The sequence below is a fragment of the Lentzea atacamensis genome (assembly GCF_003269295.1).
In the GTDB taxonomy this organism is placed as follows: Bacteria; Actinomycetota; Actinomycetes; order Mycobacteriales; family Pseudonocardiaceae; genus Lentzea; species Lentzea atacamensis.
This window is the reverse complement of record NZ_QLTT01000005.1, coordinates 18,478-37,025: the sequence shown is the minus strand read 5'-3', so window position 1 is coordinate 37,025 and position 18,548 is coordinate 18,478. Positions and strand designations below refer to the sequence as shown.

Genomic DNA, 18,548 nt, shown 5'->3' with positions numbered 1-18,548 from the left:
GCCGCGTCGCTTCGTGTGTGAGGGACGGCACAGCCTGCGCAAACGCGATCAGGGCACCCCAGTTTGCTCCGGCTGTACCCACTCCCGTAACCTTGTTGACGGCCCGTTATCCGACGGGTCCTGTCGTGTGCCTCCTCTGCCAGGTTTTTCGCAGATGGGTTGGCGCATGGCCCGTCACCATCGAGTAGCAGGAGACTTCCGTCCTGATGTACGCGATCGTCAAGACCGGCGGCAAGCAGTACAAGGTCGCTGTCGGCGACATCGTCGAGGTCGAGAAGCTCGAGGGCGAGCCGGGCACCGAAATCTCCCTCCAGGCGCTGCTCGTGGTCGACGGCACCGACGTGACCGCTGACGCTGCGGCCCTGGAGAAGTTCTCGGTGACCGGCAAGGTCGTCGAGCACACCAAGGGTCCGAAGATCCGCATCCACAAGTTCAAGAACAAGACCGGCTACCACAAGCGCCAGGGTCACCGCCAGAAGCTGACCCGCGTCGAGGTCACCGGCATCACCGGTAAGTGAGGACCTGACTTCTCATGGCACACAAAAAGGGTGCGTCCAGTTCCCGCAACGGCCGTGACTCCAACCCCCAGTACCTGGGTGTGAAGCGGTTCGGCGGTCAGGTCGTCAAGGCCGGCGAGATCCTGATCCGCCAGCGCGGCACCAAGTTCCACCCCGGCGTCAACGTCGGCATCGGCAAGGACGACACGCTGTTCGCCCTGGCTCCCGGTGCGGTGGAGTTCGGCACCAAGCGCGGTCGCAAGACCGTCAACATCGTTCCGGTCGCGGTCTGAGGACCGTTTTCCGCGAACGACTGTTACACACCTCAGCGAGGGGCGGGACCGGTCATCCGGCACCGCCCCTCGTTGCTTGTTCAGACTTTTGAGAGGACGTAGTTCCGTGGCCCGCTTCGTAGACCGGGTGGTGATCCACGCTGCCGCCGGCAACGGGGGCAACGGTTGCGCTTCCGTGCACCGCGAGAAGTTCAAGCCGCTCGGCGGCCCGGACGGCGGCAACGGCGGCAAGGGCGGCGACGTCGTGCTCGTCGTCGACTCGCAGGTGCACACCCTGCTCGACTTCCACTTCCGCCCGCACGCCACCGCCACCAGCGGCAAGGCCGGCGCGGGTGCGAACCGCGACGGCGCGAACGGCGAGGACCTGATCCTGCGCGTCCCGGACGGCACCGTGGTGCTGACCGAGGACGGCGAAGTCGTCGCGGACCTGGTCGGTGAGGGCACCCAGCTCATCGCCGCCGCCGGTGGCCGCGGTGGGCTCGGCAACGCCTCGCTCGCCTCGAAGGCCCGCAAGGCCCCCGGTTTCGCGCTGCTCGGTGAGCCGGGCGAAACCCGCGACCTGGTGCTGGAGCTCAAGTCCGTCGCGGACGTCGGTCTGCTCGGCTTCCCCTCGGCCGGCAAGTCGTCGCTGATCTCGGTGCTGTCCGCCGCGAAGCCGAAGATCGCCGACTACCCGTTCACCACGCTGGTGCCGAACCTCGGCGTGATCACGGCGGGCGAGACGATCTTCACGATGGCGGACGTGCCCGGCCTGATCCCCGGCGCCTCGCAGGGCAAGGGCCTCGGCCTGGACTTCCTGCGCCACATCGAACGCACCGCGGTGCTCGCGCACGTCGTCGACTGCGCGACGTACGAGCCCGGCCGTGACCCGATCGCGGACATCGACGCGCTGGAGAACGAGCTGGCGGAGTACACCCCGTCACTCGGTGGCGATTTCGCCGACCGCCCGCGCGTGGTGATCCTGAACAAGATCGACATCCCGGACGCCAAGGACCTCGCCGACATCGTCCGCCCGGAGATCGAGGCGCGCGGCCTGCCGGTGTTCGAGGTGTCGACCGTGTCCCGCGAGGGACTGCGTGAACTGACCTTCAAACTGGCCGAGGTCGTGCGCGAGTACCGCGCCGCTCAGCCGAAGAAGGAATCGACCCGCATCGTGCTGCGGCCGACCGCCGTGGACGACACCGGGTTCACCGTGACCGAGGACCCCTCGGTCGAGGGTGGCTTCATCGTCAAGGGCGACCGTCCCGAGCGCTGGATCCGCCAGACCGACTTCTCCAACGACGAAGCCGTCGGTTACCTCGCCGACCGCCTGAACAGGCTGGGTGTCGAGGATCAGCTCGTGAAGATGGGCGCCATCCCTGGCTGCCAGGTCACCATCGGCGACCTGGTGTTCGACTGGGAGCCGACCACGCCGGCCGGTATCGCGATGACGATGACCGGACGTGGCACGGACGCCCGTCTCGAGCGCAACGACCGCATCGGCGCCACCGAGCGCAAGGCCCTGAAGAAGGCCCGTCGCGCGCCCGGCGAGTACGGCGACGACTTCGACGAGGAGTAACCCGTGACGGCCCCCGCGGTCTCACAAGCGCGGCGCGCAGTCGCTTCGGCGAACCGCATCGTGGTGAAGGTCGGTTCTTCTTCTTTGACCACAGCGGAAGGTGGCCTCGACCCGGCGCGCCTCGACGCCCTGGTCGACGCCCTGGCCGCCCGCTGCGCCGCGGGCAGCCAGGTCGTGCTGGTCTCGTCCGGTGCGATCGCCGCCGGCCTGGCGCCGTTGAAGCTGTCCCGCCGCCCGCGCGACCTCGCCACTCAGCAGGCCGCGGCGAGCGTCGGCCAGCTGACCCTGGCGCACGCCTACGCGAACTCGTTCGGCCGCTACTCCCTGACCGTCGGCCAGGTCCTGCTGACTGCCGACGACGTGGTGCGCCGCGCCCACTACCGCAACGCCCAGCGCACGTTCTCGCGTCTGCTGGCCCTGGGTGCGGTCCCGGTCGTGAACGAGAACGACACCGTCGCCACCGACGAGATCCGCTTCGGTGACAACGACCGTCTCGCCGCCCTGGTGGCTCACCTGGTCGGTGCCGACGCGTTGTTCCTGCTGTCCGATGTCGACGCTCTCTACTCCGGCGACCCGCGCAAGCCCGGTGCGGTGCGGATCTCCGAGGTGGCTGGAGCGTCCGATGTGGACGGTGTGCAGGCCGGCACCGCCGGGGCGTCCGGCCTCGGCACCGGCGGTATGGCCTCAAAACTGGCAGCGGCACGACTCGCTTCCTCGGCCGGCATCCCGGTGTTGCTGGCGGGTTCCTCCGACGCGTCCCGGGCGTTGTCCGCCGCAGACGTCGGCACGGCCTTCGCAGCCACGGGCTCGCGCCTCACCGCACGCCGCTTCTGGCTCGGTTACGCCACCGACGCGAACGGTCGCCTGCACCTCGACGACGGCGCCGTCGCCGCTGTCGTAGGCCGACGCCGTTCGTTGCTGGCAGCGGGAATCACGGGCGTGGACGGCGACTTCGAGGCAGGCGACGTCGTGGAGCTCGTGAGCCACGCGGGCGAGACCGTGGCGCGCGGTGTGGTCGGCTACGACTCGGCCGAGCTGCCGTCGTTGATCGGCCGGAAGACCCACGACCTGCCGGAGGAGCAGCGTCGCGAGGTCGTGCACGCCGATGACCTGGTGCCGCTGCAGCGCTAATCTCGGCCGCATGGCCCGGATGCACGACGTTGTGATCGACTGCGCTCATCCAGCATCGCTCGCCCGGTTCTGGGCGCAGGCACTGGACGACCACGAGATCGCGCCGTACGACGAGGCGGAACTGACTCGGTTGCGCGCCATGGGGATCGACGATCCCGAGGACGACCCGTCGGTGTTGCTCGATGGATCGCCGCGGTTCTTCTTCAATCGCGTGCCGGAGCCGAAGACGGTCAAGAACCGCGTGCACGTCGATCTCTGGTGCGACGACGTCGAGGCGGAGGTGGCACGGCTCGTCGGCCTGGGCGCGTCGGTGGTGAGCCGTGACGGCGTCTGGTTCGTGCTGGCCGACCCGGAGGGCAACGAGTTCTGCCTCAGCTCAACGGAACACCCTTTGTCTCCGGAAGCGTGAGGATCACCAGGAACGTGATCACCGCGCCCACGGCGACGTACCAGAAGAACACCGTGCCGCCGACGGCCTGGATGACCAGCGGCGCGGTGCCGCCGAACAGCGCGACCGTGAGGTTGTACCAAGCGCCGATGCCGAGCCCGCGCAGTTCGGTGGGGAACAGCTCACTCATGATCGCGGGCGCGATCGACGTGATCGCCGTGTAGAGGCCGAGCCCGACGCAGAACACGATCACGAGGTTGATCAGGCCCGGCCGCACCAGCGTCGACAACGGCACGACCAGCAAAGCCATCGCGCCGGCCCACACGAGCATCTGCGGTTTGCGGCCGTAGCGGTCGGCCAGCCAGCCCATCGGGTACTGCAGCGCGATGAACACCACGGTGCCGATCGACAGCGCCAGGAACACGTCGATGTCGTTGGCGCCCTTGGTCTTCACCGCGAACGGCGTCAGCGCCGAGAAGAACGTGTAGAAGCTCAGCGTCGAGAGCAGCGTGACGCCGATGAGCTGACCGACCGCCTTCGGATGTTCCTTGAGCGTCATCATCAACGGGTTGCGCAGGCTCTCCGCCTTGGCCTTGTTGTCCTCGAACTGCTCGGTCTCCTTCAGCTCCCGCCGCAGCCACAGCCCGATCAGACCGAGCACCCCGCCGATGAGGAACGGCACGCGCCAGCCGTAGGAGGCCATCGCCGCCTTGTCGAGGTTGCGGGACAGGACGAACCCGAGCAGCGACGCGATCAGCACCGCCGCACCGGTGGAGATGTAGAAGAACGACGAGTAGCGGCCGCGGTGTGCGGCGGGCGCGATCTCCGCGAGGTACGCCGACGCGTTGGACACCTCACCGCCCAGCGCCATGCCCTGCGCGATGCGGGCGAGCACCAGCAGAGCCGGTGAGAGCCAGCCGACCTGCTCGAAGGTCGGCAGCAGACCGATCACGACCGAACCGCCGGACATCAGCACGATCGTCAGCAGCATCGCGGTGCGGCGGCCTTTGAGGTCCGCGAACCGGCCGAGCAGATAACCGCCGAGCGGTCGGAAGAAGAAGGCGAGCGCGAACGTGGCGAAGGTGCTCAGCAGGGCGGCGGCCTCGTTGCCCGCGGGGAAGATCTGGGTGGCGAAGTAGATGCTGAACGCCGTGTAGATGCCCCAGTCGTACCACTCAACAGCGTTGCCCGCCGACGAAGCGACGAGAGTGCGCACGGGCAGTCGATGAGTTTCCGTGGTCACCGCCATGTGGGCACTTTCTCACAGAGGAGGGTGCCTCGGGTGAACGTCTCAACTGGCTCGTCGATACTCCTGTGCGTGCGTTCTCTTGGTTTGGTGACGTTGGTGGTCCGCGACTACGACGAGGCGATCCGCTTCTACGTGGACGGTCTCGGGTTCACGTTGGTGGAAGACGAGCCGCAGGGCGACAAGCGCTGGGTCGTGGTGTCCGCAGGCGGTGGAGCGTCGTTGTTGCTGGCGCGGGCCTCGTCGGAGGGGGAGAAGGCGCGCGTCGGTGACCAGACCGGCGGCCGTGTCGGGTTCTTCCTCAACACCGACGACTTCGACCGCGATCACGCCCGCATGACCGAGTTCGGCGTGCGCTTCCTGGAGACGCCGCGCGACGAGGTCTACGGCCGCGTGGCCGTCTTCGAGGACCTCTACGGCAACCGCTGGGACCTGCTTCAGCCCGCCCGCGCCTGACCGGGGGAAACTCCGACGATCCGCTTGAACGCCCGGCTGAACGCCGCTTCCGACTCGTAGCCGAGCCCGCGCGCGATCTCGCTGACCGTGCTGTCCCGGTCCCGCAACCGGTTGAGCGCCACGTGCATGCGCCACCGCGTCACGTACCGCATGGCCGGCTCGCCGACCAGGTCGGTGAACCGCGCCGCGAACGCCGACCGGGACATCGCGGTCTGGTGCGCGAGGCGTTCGACGGTCCACGGCTGCGCGGGATCGCGGTGGATCAGCGCGAGCGCCTGCCCGATCTGCTGGTCCTGCAAGGCTCCCAGCCAGCCGGTGCGTGCGGCGGGGTCGTTGGCGAGCCACGAGCGGATCGTCTGGATCACCAGCACGTCCGCGAGCCTGGTGATCACCGCTTCGCCGCCGGGGCGCAGGGTCCGCGCCTCGGCGGCCATCAGGTCGATCGTGGCGCGCATGTCGTCGGCCTGCCGGACGTACAGCAGGTGCGGCAGCACGGTGATGAGGTGCTTCGCCGCCGGGTGGTCGAAGCGGACCGCACCACACACGAGGTGCGTGACGGCGCCACCGTCGCCGTACCGGAGGATCGCGTAGTTGTCGGTTTCGAACGTGTGCGGCAGCGTTGTGACCAGTGGTGATGCCGCGTCCTGAGCGCTGAACAGCCGATGGCTCTGGCCGCCGGGCACGAGGAGGACGTCCCCGGGTTCGAGCACCGTGACCGCGCCGTCGACCTCGACCTCGCACCGGCCGCTGGTCAGCACGTGGAACCACAGGCAGTCCTCCATGTCGGGCATGGTCAGCCCCCACGGCTCGGTGAGTTCGTTCCGGCAGTAGAAGGTGCCGGACATCCTCAGCAGGTGCAGCGCCTCGCCCAACGCGTCCGTCATGTCACCAGTCTGGACGAACGAGCAAGCGCGCGCGATGAACTGTCATTGAGAGTCCGGTGTTGACGCGACAAAGTGGACGTCATGGGGATAACCACGCTGATCGCAGTCACCATGTCCGGCCTGATGGCCGGCGTGTTCTTCGCCTTCTCCACGGCCGTCATGCCCGGCCTCGCCGACCTGTCCGCCGAGCACGCCCGCGGTGCCATGCGCCGGATGAATGGCCGCATCCAGAACCCGTTGTTCCTGCTGGTTTTTCTCGGCACCGCTGTGCTGTGCGGCATCGAGGTCTTCCAGGGCAGGATCGTCGGCGGCCTGCTCTATATCGTCGGATGCTTTCTGCTGACGATGTTCGTCAACGTCCCGATGAACAACCGCCTCGAACGGACCGACGACGCCTACTGGCCCGAGTACCTGCGCAAGTGGACGCTCTGGAACCACGTGCGCACCGTCGCCTGCCTCGCCGCGACGATCATCCTGCTGCTCGGATTCTGAGTCCGCGCTTGGGGCGCATCGCGGCGACGCTCGTGGGCGTGATGCGCTGGGGCAGGAGTTCCGGTTTCGGCCGCTGCAGCAACGCTTTCAGCATCACGGTCAGCTCCGTCGTGGCCAGCCCGGCGCCGATGCACCGGTGTGGCCCGCCGCCGAACGGCAGGAACTCGTGCGGCGCGGGCTTGCGCTCCCACCGGTCCGGGTCGAACCGCAGCGGATCCGGCCACACCTCGGCCAGCCGATGCGTGACGTACGGGCTGTACAGCAGAAACGTGCCCTGCTTGATCTTCTTCCCGGCGAACTCGAACGGTTGCGCCGCAACCCGTGCCGACACCACCGCCGGTGGGTACAGCCGCAACGTCTCGTTGACGACATTGGCCAGATAGTCGTCGTCCTCCTGCGCGCGCTCCCACACCCCGTTGTGCCGCAACAGGTTGAAGACCGCCCACGCCATCGCGCCGCTGGTCGTCTCGTACCCGGCCGCGATCAGCGTGACGACCTGGTCGCGCACCTCGAGGTCGCTCAGCCCGTCCTTCTCGCGCACGAGCGACGCGAGCACGTGGTCGTCCTCGGCCGCTCCCCGGCGCGCTTCCTCGATCGCCTGGTAGACCCGCGCGTCGACAGCTCTCCTGGCCCTCATCGCGTTGCGCCAGGCCGGAGCCTTCGTGCGCCGCAGCCACGTGACCACCGCGGGGTTGCGGTCGACCAGGTTGATCAGCAGCTGCAGGTGCGCACCGAAGAAGTCCGCGTCCTGTGCCAGCTTCTCGCCGAACAGCGCGTGGATCGTGCTGCGCCGGATCGCCCGCCGGAACTCCTGGTAGACGTCGACAGTCTCGCCGGGCCGCCACGCGTCGAGCGCCGCTTCGGCGTTGGCCCGCATGACCGGCACGTAGTTGGCGATCTGCCGGTGCACCAACGCGGGCTGCACGAGCCGCCGCCGTCGCTTGTGGTCCTCGCCGTCACTGACGATCAACGACGTGGGCCCGTCCACCGGCACCAGCACCTGGAACGCCCGCTCCACCTCGAACAGTTCGGAGTTGGCGAACACGAACTGGTTCGCCTCCGGCCCGAGCAGGTAGGTGTACGGGCCCATCCGCACGACCGGCCCGAACCGCCGGTGCAGCGCGGACAGAAGATCGGCCTGCCGGAACCGCACGACGTCCGGAGTCATGGCCAAACAGTGCCACACCGCACCAGTGGGCCGTCCGCGCGTCCGTTCGGCTTCTTTGCCTCTGGCGTTCGGGTGAAGTTCGTGCCGTCCCGAACTGTGCTGCGGGATCCTTTCGCCGGGTCGGGGCCCTCTGCACGGAAGGCACCCCGGATGTCCCGAGCCAGGCTCGCGACGGCGCTCACCATCGGCCTGATGGGCGCGAGCGTCGTGTTCGCACCACCGGCACTCGCCGATCACCTCGTCACCAGGACGTTCCACCCGACCGGCGGCGAACAGACCTACACGATCCCGGCAGGCGTCACGAAGCTGCGCGTGGTGGCCATCGGCGGACGCGGCGGCGACGGCGGCGACGGCTCGGCCCCGAGCGGCAGACGTGGCTACCGAGCCACCTCGGACCTCGCCATCCCATCCGGCGTCACGCAGCTGGTGGTCGCAGTTGGCCAGAACGGCGGCCACGGAAACGGCGAGAACGGCGGCGTGCCGGGCTTCGGCGGCGGCGCACCCGGCGGCTTGGGCACGCCGTTCGCGGGCGGCGCCGGCGGTGGGGCGAGCGACGTGCGGCTGTGCTCGGCGGCCGCACCCTGCGACAGCCTCAGCAGCAGGCTGATCGTCGCGCCCGGCGGCGGAGGCGGCGGTGGCCGGTGCTTCGCCATCGGCTGTGTTCCGGGAACCAATGCAGGCAACGGCGGCGACAACACCGGCGGCACGCCCGGCATCCCGGGACCGGGCGGCTTCCCCGGTCTCCCCGGCACCTTCGGGTTCGGCGGACTCGGCGCACCCGGCAACCCCGCGACCGCCGGCGGTGGCGGCGGGGGAGGAGGCGGCGGTGGCTGGTACGGCGGTGGCGGCGGCGCGTCCGGCTTCCAGGCGCCGACCCCGCTGATCATCGCGGTCGACGGCGGTGACGGCGGCAACGGCTCTGCCCGCGCGGGCGCCGGCGTCTCGAACTTCGTCGTAGAGGAGACCGACGAAGAGCCGTCGGTGACCATCAGCTACCTCGTCGAGTCCACGACGATCACTTACACCGGCCCGTCCTCCGGCTTCACCGGCGACCCGGTGACACTCTCCGCCCGCCTCACCGCCACGACCTCGGGCACCCCGGTGCCCAACGCCGCACTGGTGTTCCGCCTCAACGCCACCGAAACCTGCGTCGGCACGACCGACGCCAACGGCGTCGCCTCCTGCTCGATCACCCCGAACGAGAACGCGGGCACCTACTCGTTGGCGATCGGCTACGGCGGCGACGTGGTGCACCACCCGTCGAGCACGCAGGTCCAGTTCGAGGTGACCCGCAAGCCGACGACGCTCACCTACACCGGCGCGCTGACCGGTGACTTCCACGACCCGGCAACGGTCTCCGCCCGCCTGACCCTCACCGGCACCGGCGCACCCGCAGGCGACCAGCCGGTGGTCTTCACCCTGAACAACACCGAGACCTGCACCGGCACCACCAACGCGTCCGGCGTGGCATCGTGCTCGATCACGCCGAACGAGCCGGCGGGCGCCTACCCGCTGACCGCGGCGTTCGCGGGCAGCAAGGGCCTGCTGCCGTCGAACACCGGCGCCGACTTCGTGGTCACCAAAGAGGAAACCGCACTCACCTACACCGGCGACGCGACCGTGGCCAACGCCGAACCCGCCCGCCTGGCCGCCAAACTGACCGAGGACGACGGCACACCCGTAGCCGCCCGCACCGTCCAGCTCAACCTGGGCGAACAGTCCTGTGTGGACACGACCGACGCCCAAGGCACCGCGGAGTGCACGATCGCGTCCGTGGACCAACCGCTCAACCCGACAGCAACAGTGCCCGTGACGGCCACCTTCGCAGGCGACCAGTTCTACGAGCCGAGCCAGACGTCCACCACGGCAGGTCTGCAACACATGACCGGCCGCGGCTTCGGCCTCTCGGGCAACGCCCTCGGCCTGACTGTGGCACCGACACCGGACACGGGCGAAGTCCGCGTCGCGCGCGCAACAACAACCACACCACCGTGCGTCGCGAACCTGCCCGTAGGCGCCCGCGCACTGTGCACGTCGGTGGTCACAACGCTGACACCCGGCACCTCGACCGCACGCACGTCGGTCGCGGAAGTCGGCATCGGCATCATCGCGCTGCGAGACGTCGTCGCCACCTCCCGCAGCACCTGCGCCGGCGCCACCGGCACCGTCACCATCGGCGCGCTGACCGTCGCCGGCCTCCCGATCACCGTCAGCACCGCACCCAACACCACGATCCCGCTGCCCGGCGGCAAGATCGTGATCAACGAGCAGGTGCCGGCGCCCGGCGGCCTCCAGGTCAACGGCGCCCACATCACCCTGCCCGGCGTGGACCTGGTGGTGTCGTCCGCAACCTCAGGCATCCACAACTGCTAGCGGCCTCCCGGCCACCACCGCGCGTCGGTGCGCAGCGGATAGCCGCGCACCGGCGCGAACTCCCGCCGGGACGCCCGCACCAGGCTGAGCAGCCAGAGCAGCCCGACCACGGAGATCAACGCCAGCCCGAGCCACGTGAAGACCGTGAACAGCTGCACCTGCACAGGCGTCGGCTGAGGCATGTAACCGGCCTCGAACGCCTGCTCCTGCCAAGGCTGATCGGTCAGCACCAACGTGATCACCACGGCGATGCTGTTCATCGAGTCCCACAGCGCGTGCAGCAACGACACCCCGAGGTACGCCCAAAGCAACCGCCCGGTGAGCAGGAAGTGCTCGCGAACACTGCGCGAGAACAACACCCCACCCAGGATCGCCGTCCACAGCCCGTGCCCGAACGGCGCGAGGAACCCTCGCAACAGCTCCGTCGTGACCAGGTCCATCAACGACAGCCCGTCCTCGGTCAACGTCGCCATCAGCGCGTACCCGGCCGACTCGAACGCCGCGAACCCGAACCCGACACTGGCCCCGAGCACCAGCCCGTCCCGCGTCGACTTGTGCACCAGATGCCGCGTGAGCAACGCCAGCGCACCGAGCTTGACCGCTTCCTCGATCAGCCCGACGCCCACGAACAACCACGGCGACGGATGCAGCAGGTACGTCTCCAGCAACGACGCCCCGAGCACACCCAGCACACCACCGACCGCGAACGTCCGGAACACGAGCTCCCCGGTCACCTCACCGGAGTGCCTGTGCTCGAACGCCCACACCACGAACGTCGCCGGCACCAGGAAACTGCCCAGCAGCACGATCGTCGGAATCAGGTTGGCGTTGCCGGTGAGGTAGGTGATCACCACCGTCGCGACCCACAGCGCCAGTCCGACGAGGAACATCCGCAACCACGACCTGCGTGTGCGAGGCGTGGCCGGTCCAGGCGGGATCATGTGGTGGAGTTTCTCGCTCGCCGGAAGTCACGACAACTCGGGGTCGTGCTTCGGCAGGCCCGGCACCGAGGTGTCAGGTCTTCCGGCGATCATTCAGCCGTTGGGCGCGGGTGGCAGTGCCTCACCTCCGGGTTTGCTCGAACCTGCCTGCGGGTTCACTCCACCCTGGCCAGCGGCGTGCGGCTGGCGGGGCCGGTTGTGCCGCGTGCTGTCGGGTGCACCCCGAACCGTTGGATGCGAGCGGCAGCGCCTCGCTTCCGGGTTCCACCGGAGCGTGCCTGCGGGTTCGTTCCGGCTTGGCCATGGCCGTGTGATCGGCCGCTCGGTGCGCCGCGTGCTGTCGGGGCTCAGCGGCCGTTGCGCGGTCGCCCAGCCGTTGAACCCGAATGCAGCGCCTTGCTTCGGTGTTCCGCCGGAGCGTGCCTGCGGGTTCGTTCCGGCTTGGCCGTCGCCGTGCGGTTGGCTGCCCCGGTCGTGCGCGTGCTGTCGGGCCCTGGTGTCGGATGCGCGGGTGTCCGACTGTTGGACGCGGGTGGCGGCGCCTCACCTCCGGGCTCGCCCGAACCTGCCGGCAGGTTCACTCCGGCCTAGCTTCTCGGCGCGGTGGCCGCCCGGTTGCTCCGCGTGCTGCCGGAGTCCTGTGTCGGTCGCACGTTGAACCCGAATTCAGCGCCTCGCTTCCGGGTTCCGCCGGAGCGTGCCTGCGGGTTCGTTCCGGCTTGGCCGCCGCCGTGCGGTTGGCTGCCCCGGTCGTGCGCGTGCTGTCGGGCCCTGGTGTCGGATGCACGCACGCCCGACCGTTGGACCCGAGTGGCAGTGCCTCACCCCGGGCTCGCCCGAACCCTGCCAGCAGGTTCACTCTGGTCTGGCCTCCGCGGCGCGGTTCGCCGCCCCGGCTGTCCCGCTCGGTCTAGCGGGCGGATGCGCGGTCGCTCAGGCGCGTACGTCAGTTCGTCACGGCCAGCGCGAACGGCAGCACCGCGGGCACCCCCTCCTTCCTGAGCATCCGAGCCGCCACCGTCATCGTCCAGCCGGTGTCGATGTGGTCGTCCACCAGCAGCACCGGACCATCCACACCGGACACATCCGGTGTCTCGCCGGAGCGCACGAGGCCGGCCAGGCGCTGGGCGCTGTTGGCTCGGTGCGTCGACTCACCGAGCCACACGGTGCCGAGGAACGGCAGCCTGCCGATGGACGCGATGCGCTGGCCGAAGCTGTCGACCAGAGCCGGGCGCCTGCGGGAACCGACCGTCACCACACCGACCGGGCGGTCGTCCCAGGCCCACGCCGACAGCACCTTCACGCAGGCCGCGAAGACGTCCTCGGGGATCTCGCGGTCGGTGCCGTCGGCGAGCAGGTCGCGGAGCCTGTTGCCCCAGCCGATGTCGGTGAGCCGGCCCAGTGCCCGGCCCGTCGCCGCGATTTCCGACGGCGGGATCTTGCCGGACAACGACACGCCGATCGCGGCCATGCCGGTGGGCCACATCTTGCGCGGCGCCACGTCCAGGCCGGGGCGCAGCAGGCGTTCGCGGGCCGCGCCTGCCGCCGTTTCCGACACCTCGACCGACAACCGCTCGCCAGTGCAGTTGTCGCAACGACCGCACTCGCGCGCGTGCGGGTCGTCCAGCTGGTCCTGCAGGAACTTCATCCGGCACGACGACGTCCGCAGGTAGTCGATCATCACCTGCTGCTCGGCCCTGCGCGCCTCGGCGATGCGCGCGTACCGATCGCCGTCGTACTCCCACGGGCGCCCGGTCGCTTCCCAGCCACCGCGCACCCGCCGGACCGCGCCGTCTACGTCCAGCACCTTCAGCACGACCTCGAGCCTGCCCCGGGACAGCTCGACCATCGGCTCCAGCGCCGCCGTCGACAACGGCTTGCTCGCGCCTGCCAGCGCGGACAGCACCTGGCGCACCACGACCTCCGCCGGGAACGCCAGCGAGGCGAAGTACGCCCAGATGTCGCGATCCTCGTGACCCGGCAGCAGGATCACCTCGGCACGGTCGACGCCGCGGCCCGCCCGGCCGATCTGCTGGTAGTAGGCGATCGGCGAGGACGGCGCGCCGACGTGCACGACGAACCCCAGGTCCGGCTTGTCGAAACCCATGCCCAGTGCGGAGGTGGCGACGAGCGCTTTGACCCGGTTGTTCAGCAGGTCCTCTTCGGCGCGTTCACGTTCGGCCGGCTCGGTCTTGCCCGAGTACGCGGCCACCGGGAAGCCGCGTGACGACAGGAACGCCGCGATGTCGTCCGCCGCCGCGACCGTGAGCGTGTAGATGATGCCGGAGCCCGGCAGCCGGTCGAGCTGCTCCGCGAGCCACCCGAGGCGTGACTCGGCGGTCGGCAGCAGCGCGACCGAAAGACGCAGGCTGTCGCGGTCCAGCGGCCCGCGCAGGACCAGCGTGCCCTCCTCGGCGCCGAGCCCCAGCTGCTCGGTGACGTCGTGGACCACGCGGTCGTTGGCCGTCGCCGTCGTCGCCAGCACCGGCACGCCCGGTGGCAGCTCCGTCAGCAACGTCCGCAGCCTGCGGTAGTCCGGCCGGAAGTCGTGGCCCCAGTCCGAGATGCAGTGCGCCTCGTCGACCACGAGCATGCCCGCGGAAGCGGTCAGCGAGGGCAGCACGGTGTCGCGGAAGTCGGGGTTGTTCAGCCGTTCCGGACTCACCAGGAGCACGTCGACGTCGCCGGCCGCGACCTGCTCCTGCACGGCGTCCCACTCGTCGGTGTTGGCCGAGTTGATCGTCACCGCGTGCACGCCTGCCCGTGCCGCCGCGTCGACCTGGTTGCGCATCAACGCGAGCAGTGGCGAGACGATGACCGTCGGTCCCTCACCGAGCTGGCGCAGCAACGCCGTCGCGATGAAGTACACGGCCGACTTGCCCCAGCCGGTGCGCTGGACGACGAGAGCTCTGCGGCGCTGAGCCACGAGGGTGTGGATCGCGGTCCACTGGTCCTCGCGCAGCACCGCCTCGGGGCCTGCCAGTGCCCGTAGCCGTTCTTCGGCCAGCTCTCGCAACGCGATGTCGTCCATGGGGAGCAAGCTTGCCAGGCGGGTCTGACAATTGTGATTGTCGCAGGTCGTAAGCTGTGCAGCGTGACTGATGACCTGCGCGACCAGGTGCACGCAGCAGCCCGCCGCGCCCGCGTCGCCGCCGACGAACTCGTCCTCGCCACCCGTGAGCGCAAGGATGCCGCGCTGCACGAGATGGCCGCCGCTCTCCGCCAGCGCGCGCCAGAGATCATCGAGGCCAACAAGAAGGACCTCGAAGCGGGCAGGGCGGCAGGCCTGCCAGACAACATCCTGGACCGCCTCACGCTCACCGAAGCCCGCATCGACGGCGTGGCCACGGGCCTGGAAACCGTTGCGGGACTTGCCGATCCGGTCGGCCAGGTGCTCAACGGCGGAATCCTCCCGAACGGGCTGGAGCTCAAGCAGATCCGCGTCCCGATGGGCGTCGTCGGCATGGTCTACGAGGCTCGCCCGAACGTCACGGTCGACGCCGCCGGTCTCGCGCTGAAGTCGGGCAACGCCGCGCTGCTGCGGGGCTCCTCGACCGCCGAGCACTCCAACACCACGCTCGTCGCAGTCCTGCGCGATGCACTCGAAAGCGTGAACTTGCCGGCCGATTGCGTGCAGCTGCTGCCGTGTCACGACCGCGCGTCCGTCACGCACCTCATCACCGCCCGCGGCCTGGTCGACCTGGTGATTCCGCGTGGTGGCGCGGGTTTGATCAACGCCGTGGTGGAGCAGGCGACGGTTCCCACGATCGAGACCGGCGTCGGCAACTGCCACGTCTACGTGGACGCGCACGCCGACCTCGACATGGCCGAGGCCATCGTCCTCAACGCCAAGACGCGTCGCACGAGCGTGTGCAACGCGGCTGAGTCGCTCCTGGTGCACAAGGACGTCGCGAAGGAGTTCGTCCCGCGCATCACCAAGGCGTTGCAGCAGGAGAGCGTGACCATCCACGGCGACGACGAGTTCGCGCAGCAGCCGAACGTCGAGAAGGCGACCGACGACGACTGGGGCACCGAGTACCTGAGCCTCGACATCTCCGCGAAGGTCGTCGGCTCGCTGGATGAAGCGGTGCAGCACATCGCGACGTACGGCTCCGGCCACAGCGAGGCCATCGTGACGAACGACGTTGCGGCAGCACGGAAGTTCACGACGCGAGTGGACGCGGCGGCGGTGTTCGTCAACGCCTCCACGGCGTTCACGGACGGTGCCGAGTTCGGCATGGGCGCCGAGATCGGCATCTCCACGCAGAAGCTGCACGCCCGCGGTCCGATGGGCCTATCCGAGCTGACGTCCTCTAAATGGGTCGTCTGGGGCGAAGGTCACACGCGCCCGAAGGCGTAGCTCTACCTTCGGAGACATGGCTCCCACCTACCCGTTCTCCGAAACCGACGGCCTGGCCCTCGATCCGACCTATGAACGTCTACGGCGTGAAGAGCCCGTCACGCGCGTGACGTACCCGTACGGCGGCGAGGGCTGGCTCGTCACGTCCTACGAAGAGACGAAGTTCGTCCTAGGCGACCCGCGCTTCAGCCGAGCGCGAACGGTCAACCAGGACGTGCCGAGGATGCAGCCCCTCATCGCGCCCGGTGGGTCGATCCTCACCCACGACGGCGAAGACCACGCACGCATGCGACGCCTGGTGTCCAAGGCGTTCACGGTGCGGCGGATCGAGCAGCTGCGTCCACGCGCGCAGCAGATCACCGACGACCTGCTCGACCGCATGGACAACCCCGGCGACCTTGTCGAGGGCTTCACCATGCCGTTCCCGATCACGGTGATCTGCGAGCTGCTGGGTGTGCCGTTCGAGGACCGCGCCGACTTCCGCATGTGGTCGAACCAGGTGCTGGCCACGGTCGGCGGCTACACGCCGGAAGAGGCCATGGAAGGCATGCTCAAGCTGCACGCCTACTTCACCAGCCTCATCGCGAAACGCCGTCAACAGCCCGCGGACGACCTGATGAGCGCACTCGTCGCAGCCCGTGACAACGACGACCGGCTGAGCGAGGACGAACTCGTCCGGTTCGGCATCACGTTGCTCGTCGCCGGCCACGAGACGACGGCGAACATGATCGCCAACAGCGTCGTGACCCTGTTCGAGCACCCGGACGCCATGAAGCGCCTGCGTGAAGACCCGGACACGCTCCCGAACGCGATCGAGGAGCTGCTGCGGTTCATCCCATTGGGTAGTGGTGCCGGCTTCACGCGCATCGCCACCGAGGACGTCCAGGTCGGCAACGCGCTCGTGAAGGAAGGCGACGCCGTACTCGTGGTCGTGTCGTCGGCGAACCGCGACGAGTCGGTGTACCCGAAGAGCGACGAACTGGACCTGAGCCGCGATGTCGGCCAGCACCTGCAGTTCGGGCACGGCATCCACTTCTGCCTCGGCTCGCAGCTCGCGCGGATGGAGCTGCAGGTCGCGCTGGGCACGTTGCTGCGCCGGATGCCTGGTCTGCGGCTCGCGGAACCGGTCGAGTTCCGCAAGGGTTCGCTGGTCAGGGGCCCTGTGAAGCTCGTCGTCGCCTGGTGAGAAAAATTTTGGCCGAGCCGCGTAATGGGGGAGAGGCGGATGCGTTCCTCCTGTGCGCGGCTCTGCTTCGGGGTGGGCCGCGCGCCGTACGGCCCGTCCTCCCCCTGGGCCGTCCGGTGTGATCAGCACGACGGGCGCAGGACCATGGGAGCGGTCCGCGCCCGTCTACGCTGTTTTGATGCGCATCGGCGTCATGGGTGGCACGTTCGACCCCATCCACCACGGCCACCTCGTGGCCGCCAGCGAGGTGCAGGCCAGGTTCGACCTGGACCGCGTGATCTTCGTGCCGACGGGTCAGCCCTGGCAGAAGTCGTCGCGCGAGGTGTCGCCCGCCGAGGACCGCTACCTGATGACGGTCATCGCCACCGCGTCCAACCCCCGCTTCTCGGTCAGTCGCGTGGACATCGACCGCGACGGCCCCACGTACACCGTGGACACGCTCACGGACCTGAAGAAGCAGTACCCGGACGCGGACCTGTTCTTCATCACCGGCGCCGACGCGCTGGAGCAGATCCTGTCGTGGAAGCGCGCCGCGGATGCGTTCGAACTGGCCCACTTCATCGGGGTCACCCGTCCGGGCTACACGCTGATTGACCATCACCTGCCGCCAGGAGCCGTGTCGCTCGTCGAGGTCCCGGCCATGGCCATCTCCTCCACCGGCTGCCGCGCGCGGACCGCTTCGGGCCAGCCGGTTTGGTATTTGGTCCCAGACGGTGTGGTCCAGTACATCGCCAAAACCGGCTTGTACTCCGAGTCGTGACCACCTTTGGGTGGATTTCGCGTGCATCCGCGGTCTCGGGGAGCAACAATCATCGCGTTGTTGCTGGTTGGTGAAAGGCAAGGCTTTGGCTACAGGCACCGTGAAGTGGTTCAACGCCGAGAAGGGGTTCGGCTTCATCGCCCCCGACGACGGCTCGGCTGACGTCTTCGTGCACTACTCGGAGATCCAGTCCAAGGGGTTCCGCTCGCTCGAGGAGAACCAGAAGGTCGAGTTCGAGGTCGGGCAGGGACAGAAGGGGCCGCAGGCCCAGCAGGTCCGCCCGCTCTGAGTTTCAACGCAGTTCAAGGCCACTCCAGGGCGCTGGGGTGGCCTTCCTCATGCCCGCGTGCGACGTAACGGTTGGCGGTCGCCGGTACCCTCAGTAACTCGTGTGGGCGTATCGACGCTCGCCGGAAGTCAGAGGAGTGACGTGGCAGCCACCGACGAGGCACGACGGCTGGCGCTGGTCGCGGCGAACGCAGCGGCCGACAAGAAGGCGCACGACGTGACGGTGCTCGACGTCTCCGACCAGCTCGTGATCACTGACGTGTTCGTGATCGCGTCCGCTCCGAACGAGCGGCAGGTCGGCGCGATCGTCGACAACATCGAAGAGAAGCTGCGGGAGGCCGGCACGAAGCCGGTGCGCCGCGAAGGGGCTCGCGAGGGCCGTTGGGTGTTGCTGGACTTCGTGGACGTCGTGGTGCACGTGCAGCACACGGAGGAGCGCAGCTTCTACGGCCTGGAGCGACTGTGGAAGGACTGCCCGCGCATCGAGTTCGAAGCGGACGTCCCCGCCGAGTCCACGGCTGAATGAG

18 protein-coding genes are annotated in these 18,548 nt (G+C 68.9%); 13 read left to right on the top strand and 5 right to left on the bottom strand.

Going from position 1 to position 18,548, the window contains the following annotated elements:
- The first annotated feature begins 206 nt into the window (after window positions 1–206).
- From rplU to C8D87_RS22760, 5 genes are all read left to right on the top strand, one after another.
- Entirely contained in the window at window positions 207–518 is a 312-nt protein-coding gene (gene rplU / locus C8D87_RS22780; RefSeq protein ID WP_109642823.1) for a 50S ribosomal protein L21, read from the top strand.
- 14 nt (window positions 519–532) lie between these two features.
- A complete protein-coding gene (rpmA, locus tag C8D87_RS22775; protein WP_109642821.1) occupies window positions 533–790 on the top strand; it encodes a 50S ribosomal protein L27 in 258 nt (85 codons plus the stop codon).
- A 106-nt stretch (window positions 791–896) separates the two neighbouring features.
- Window positions 897–2,348 (top strand): GTPase ObgE, encoded by a 1,452-nt coding sequence (obgE, locus tag C8D87_RS22770; protein WP_109642819.1) that lies wholly within the window; start codon window positions 897–899, stop codon window positions 2,346–2,348.
- 3 nt (window positions 2,349–2,351) lie between these two features.
- The gene (proB, locus tag C8D87_RS22765; protein WP_112228306.1) at window positions 2,352–3,479 is read left to right on the top strand and encodes a glutamate 5-kinase; all 1,128 of its coding nucleotides are present in this window, start codon (window positions 2,352–2,354) and stop codon (window positions 3,477–3,479) included.
- A 10-nt stretch (window positions 3,480–3,489) separates the two neighbouring features.
- Window positions 3,490–3,888, top strand: a complete 399-nt coding sequence (locus C8D87_RS22760; protein ID WP_112228305.1) for a VOC family protein — start codon at window positions 3,490–3,492, stop codon at window positions 3,886–3,888.
- On the opposite strand, the gene C8D87_RS22755 is transcribed toward C8D87_RS22760, so the two are convergent.
- On the bottom strand, window positions 3,851–5,116 hold the full coding sequence (locus C8D87_RS22755; protein WP_112228304.1) for an MFS transporter: 1,266 nt from the start codon (window positions 5,114–5,116) through the stop codon (window positions 3,851–3,853). The genes C8D87_RS22760 and C8D87_RS22755 overlap by 38 nt on opposite strands.
- Before the next feature lie 69 nt (window positions 5,117–5,185).
- Here C8D87_RS22755 and C8D87_RS22750 point away from each other — a divergent pair, with 69 nt between their 5' ends.
- Complete coding sequence (locus C8D87_RS22750; RefSeq protein WP_112228303.1) at window positions 5,186–5,569, top strand: VOC family protein; 384 nt, start codon at window positions 5,186–5,188, stop codon at window positions 5,567–5,569.
- Here C8D87_RS22750 and C8D87_RS22745 read toward each other — a convergent pair.
- Window positions 5,551–6,453 (bottom strand): AraC family transcriptional regulator, encoded by a 903-nt coding sequence (locus C8D87_RS22745; RefSeq protein WP_112228302.1) that lies wholly within the window; start codon window positions 6,451–6,453, stop codon window positions 5,551–5,553. The two genes, C8D87_RS22750 and C8D87_RS22745, sit on opposite strands and share 19 nt — an antisense overlap.
- A gap of 81 nt (window positions 6,454–6,534) precedes the next feature.
- Between C8D87_RS22745 and C8D87_RS22740 the strand changes: the two genes are divergently transcribed.
- Window positions 6,535–6,945: an anthrone oxygenase family protein gene (locus C8D87_RS22740; RefSeq protein WP_112228658.1), complete on the top strand. Its 411-nt coding sequence runs from the start codon at window positions 6,535–6,537 to the stop codon at window positions 6,943–6,945.
- Here the strand turns inward: C8D87_RS22740 and C8D87_RS22735 are convergent.
- Window positions 6,923–8,113 (bottom strand): cytochrome P450, encoded by a 1,191-nt coding sequence (locus tag C8D87_RS22735; RefSeq protein WP_109642808.1) that lies wholly within the window; start codon window positions 8,111–8,113, stop codon window positions 6,923–6,925. The two genes, C8D87_RS22740 and C8D87_RS22735, sit on opposite strands and share 23 nt — an antisense overlap.
- 150 nt (window positions 8,114–8,263) lie before the next feature.
- Here C8D87_RS22735 and C8D87_RS22730 point away from each other — a divergent pair, with 150 nt between their 5' ends.
- The gene (locus C8D87_RS22730) at window positions 8,264–10,486 is read left to right on the top strand and encodes a choice-of-anchor P family protein (protein ID WP_112228301.1); all 2,223 of its coding nucleotides are present in this window, start codon (window positions 8,264–8,266) and stop codon (window positions 10,484–10,486) included.
- Here the strand turns inward: C8D87_RS22730 and C8D87_RS22725 are convergent.
- Entirely contained in the window at window positions 10,483–11,427 is a 945-nt protein-coding gene (locus C8D87_RS22725) for a PrsW family intramembrane metalloprotease (RefSeq protein WP_109642804.1), read from the bottom strand. The two genes, C8D87_RS22730 and C8D87_RS22725, sit on opposite strands and share 4 nt — an antisense overlap.
- A 946-nt stretch (window positions 11,428–12,373) precedes the next feature.
- Window positions 12,374–14,458: a RecQ family ATP-dependent DNA helicase gene (locus C8D87_RS22720; protein ID WP_109642802.1), complete on the bottom strand. Its 2,085-nt coding sequence runs from the start codon at window positions 14,456–14,458 to the stop codon at window positions 12,374–12,376.
- A gap of 63 nt (window positions 14,459–14,521) precedes the next feature.
- Here C8D87_RS22720 and C8D87_RS22715 point away from each other — a divergent pair, with 63 nt between their 5' ends.
- The 5 genes from C8D87_RS22715 (at window position 14,522) to rsfS (ending at window position 18,547) form a co-directional block, all read left to right on the top strand.
- On the top strand, window positions 14,522–15,787 hold the full coding sequence (locus tag C8D87_RS22715; RefSeq protein WP_233440298.1) for a glutamate-5-semialdehyde dehydrogenase: 1,266 nt from the start codon (window positions 14,522–14,524) through the stop codon (window positions 15,785–15,787).
- Between the two features lie 16 nt (window positions 15,788–15,803).
- Window positions 15,804–16,973, top strand: a complete 1,170-nt coding sequence (locus tag C8D87_RS22710; RefSeq protein WP_112228300.1) for a cytochrome P450 — start codon at window positions 15,804–15,806, stop codon at window positions 16,971–16,973.
- 178 nt (window positions 16,974–17,151) lie between these two features.
- Window positions 17,152–17,733: a nicotinate-nucleotide adenylyltransferase gene (gene nadD, locus C8D87_RS22705; protein ID WP_109642796.1), complete on the top strand. Its 582-nt coding sequence runs from the start codon at window positions 17,152–17,154 to the stop codon at window positions 17,731–17,733.
- 85 nt (window positions 17,734–17,818) lie between these two features.
- The gene (gene cspE / locus C8D87_RS22700; protein ID WP_030468099.1) at window positions 17,819–18,022 is read left to right on the top strand and encodes a transcription antiterminator/RNA stability regulator CspE; all 204 of its coding nucleotides are present in this window, start codon (window positions 17,819–17,821) and stop codon (window positions 18,020–18,022) included.
- A 141-nt stretch (window positions 18,023–18,163) separates the two neighbouring features.
- Window positions 18,164–18,547 carry a ribosome silencing factor gene (gene rsfS, locus C8D87_RS22695; protein ID WP_109642793.1) on the top strand — a complete coding sequence of 128 codons (384 nt, stop codon included), beginning with the start codon at window positions 18,164–18,166 and terminating at the stop codon, window positions 18,545–18,547.
- Window position 18,548 lies beyond the last annotated feature (1 nt).

Excerpts from the sequence above, each read along its gene's own strand:
- rpmA (WP_109642821.1), top strand. The coding sequence starts at position 533 with ATGGCACACAAAAAGGGTGCGTCCAGTTCCCGCAACGGCCGTGACTCC.
- C8D87_RS22760 (WP_112228305.1), top strand. The coding sequence starts at position 3,490 with ATGGCCCGGATGCACGACGTTGTGATCGACTGCGCTCATCCAGCATCG.
- C8D87_RS22725 (WP_109642804.1), bottom strand. The coding sequence starts at position 11,427 with ATGATCCCGCCTGGACCGGCCACGCCTCGCACACGCAGGTCGTGGTTG.
- C8D87_RS22735 (WP_109642808.1), bottom strand. The coding sequence starts at position 8,113 with ATGACTCCGGACGTCGTGCGGTTCCGGCAGGCCGATCTTCTGTCCGCG.
- C8D87_RS22720 (WP_109642802.1), bottom strand. The coding sequence starts at position 14,458 with ATGGACGACATCGCGTTGCGAGAGCTGGCCGAAGAACGGCTACGGGCA.
- rplU (WP_109642823.1), top strand. The coding sequence starts at position 207 with ATGTACGCGATCGTCAAGACCGGCGGCAAGCAGTACAAGGTCGCTGTC.
- C8D87_RS22740 (WP_112228658.1), top strand. The coding sequence starts at position 6,535 with ATGGGGATAACCACGCTGATCGCAGTCACCATGTCCGGCCTGATGGCC.
- C8D87_RS22710 (WP_112228300.1), top strand. The coding sequence starts at position 15,804 with ATGGCTCCCACCTACCCGTTCTCCGAAACCGACGGCCTGGCCCTCGAT.
- C8D87_RS22745 (WP_112228302.1), bottom strand. The coding sequence starts at position 6,453 with ATGACGGACGCGTTGGGCGAGGCGCTGCACCTGCTGAGGATGTCCGGC.
- nadD (WP_109642796.1), top strand. The coding sequence starts at position 17,152 with ATGCGCATCGGCGTCATGGGTGGCACGTTCGACCCCATCCACCACGGC.
- C8D87_RS22730 (WP_112228301.1), top strand. The coding sequence starts at position 8,264 with ATGTCCCGAGCCAGGCTCGCGACGGCGCTCACCATCGGCCTGATGGGC.
- C8D87_RS22755 (WP_112228304.1), bottom strand. The coding sequence starts at position 5,116 with ATGGCGGTGACCACGGAAACTCATCGACTGCCCGTGCGCACTCTCGTC.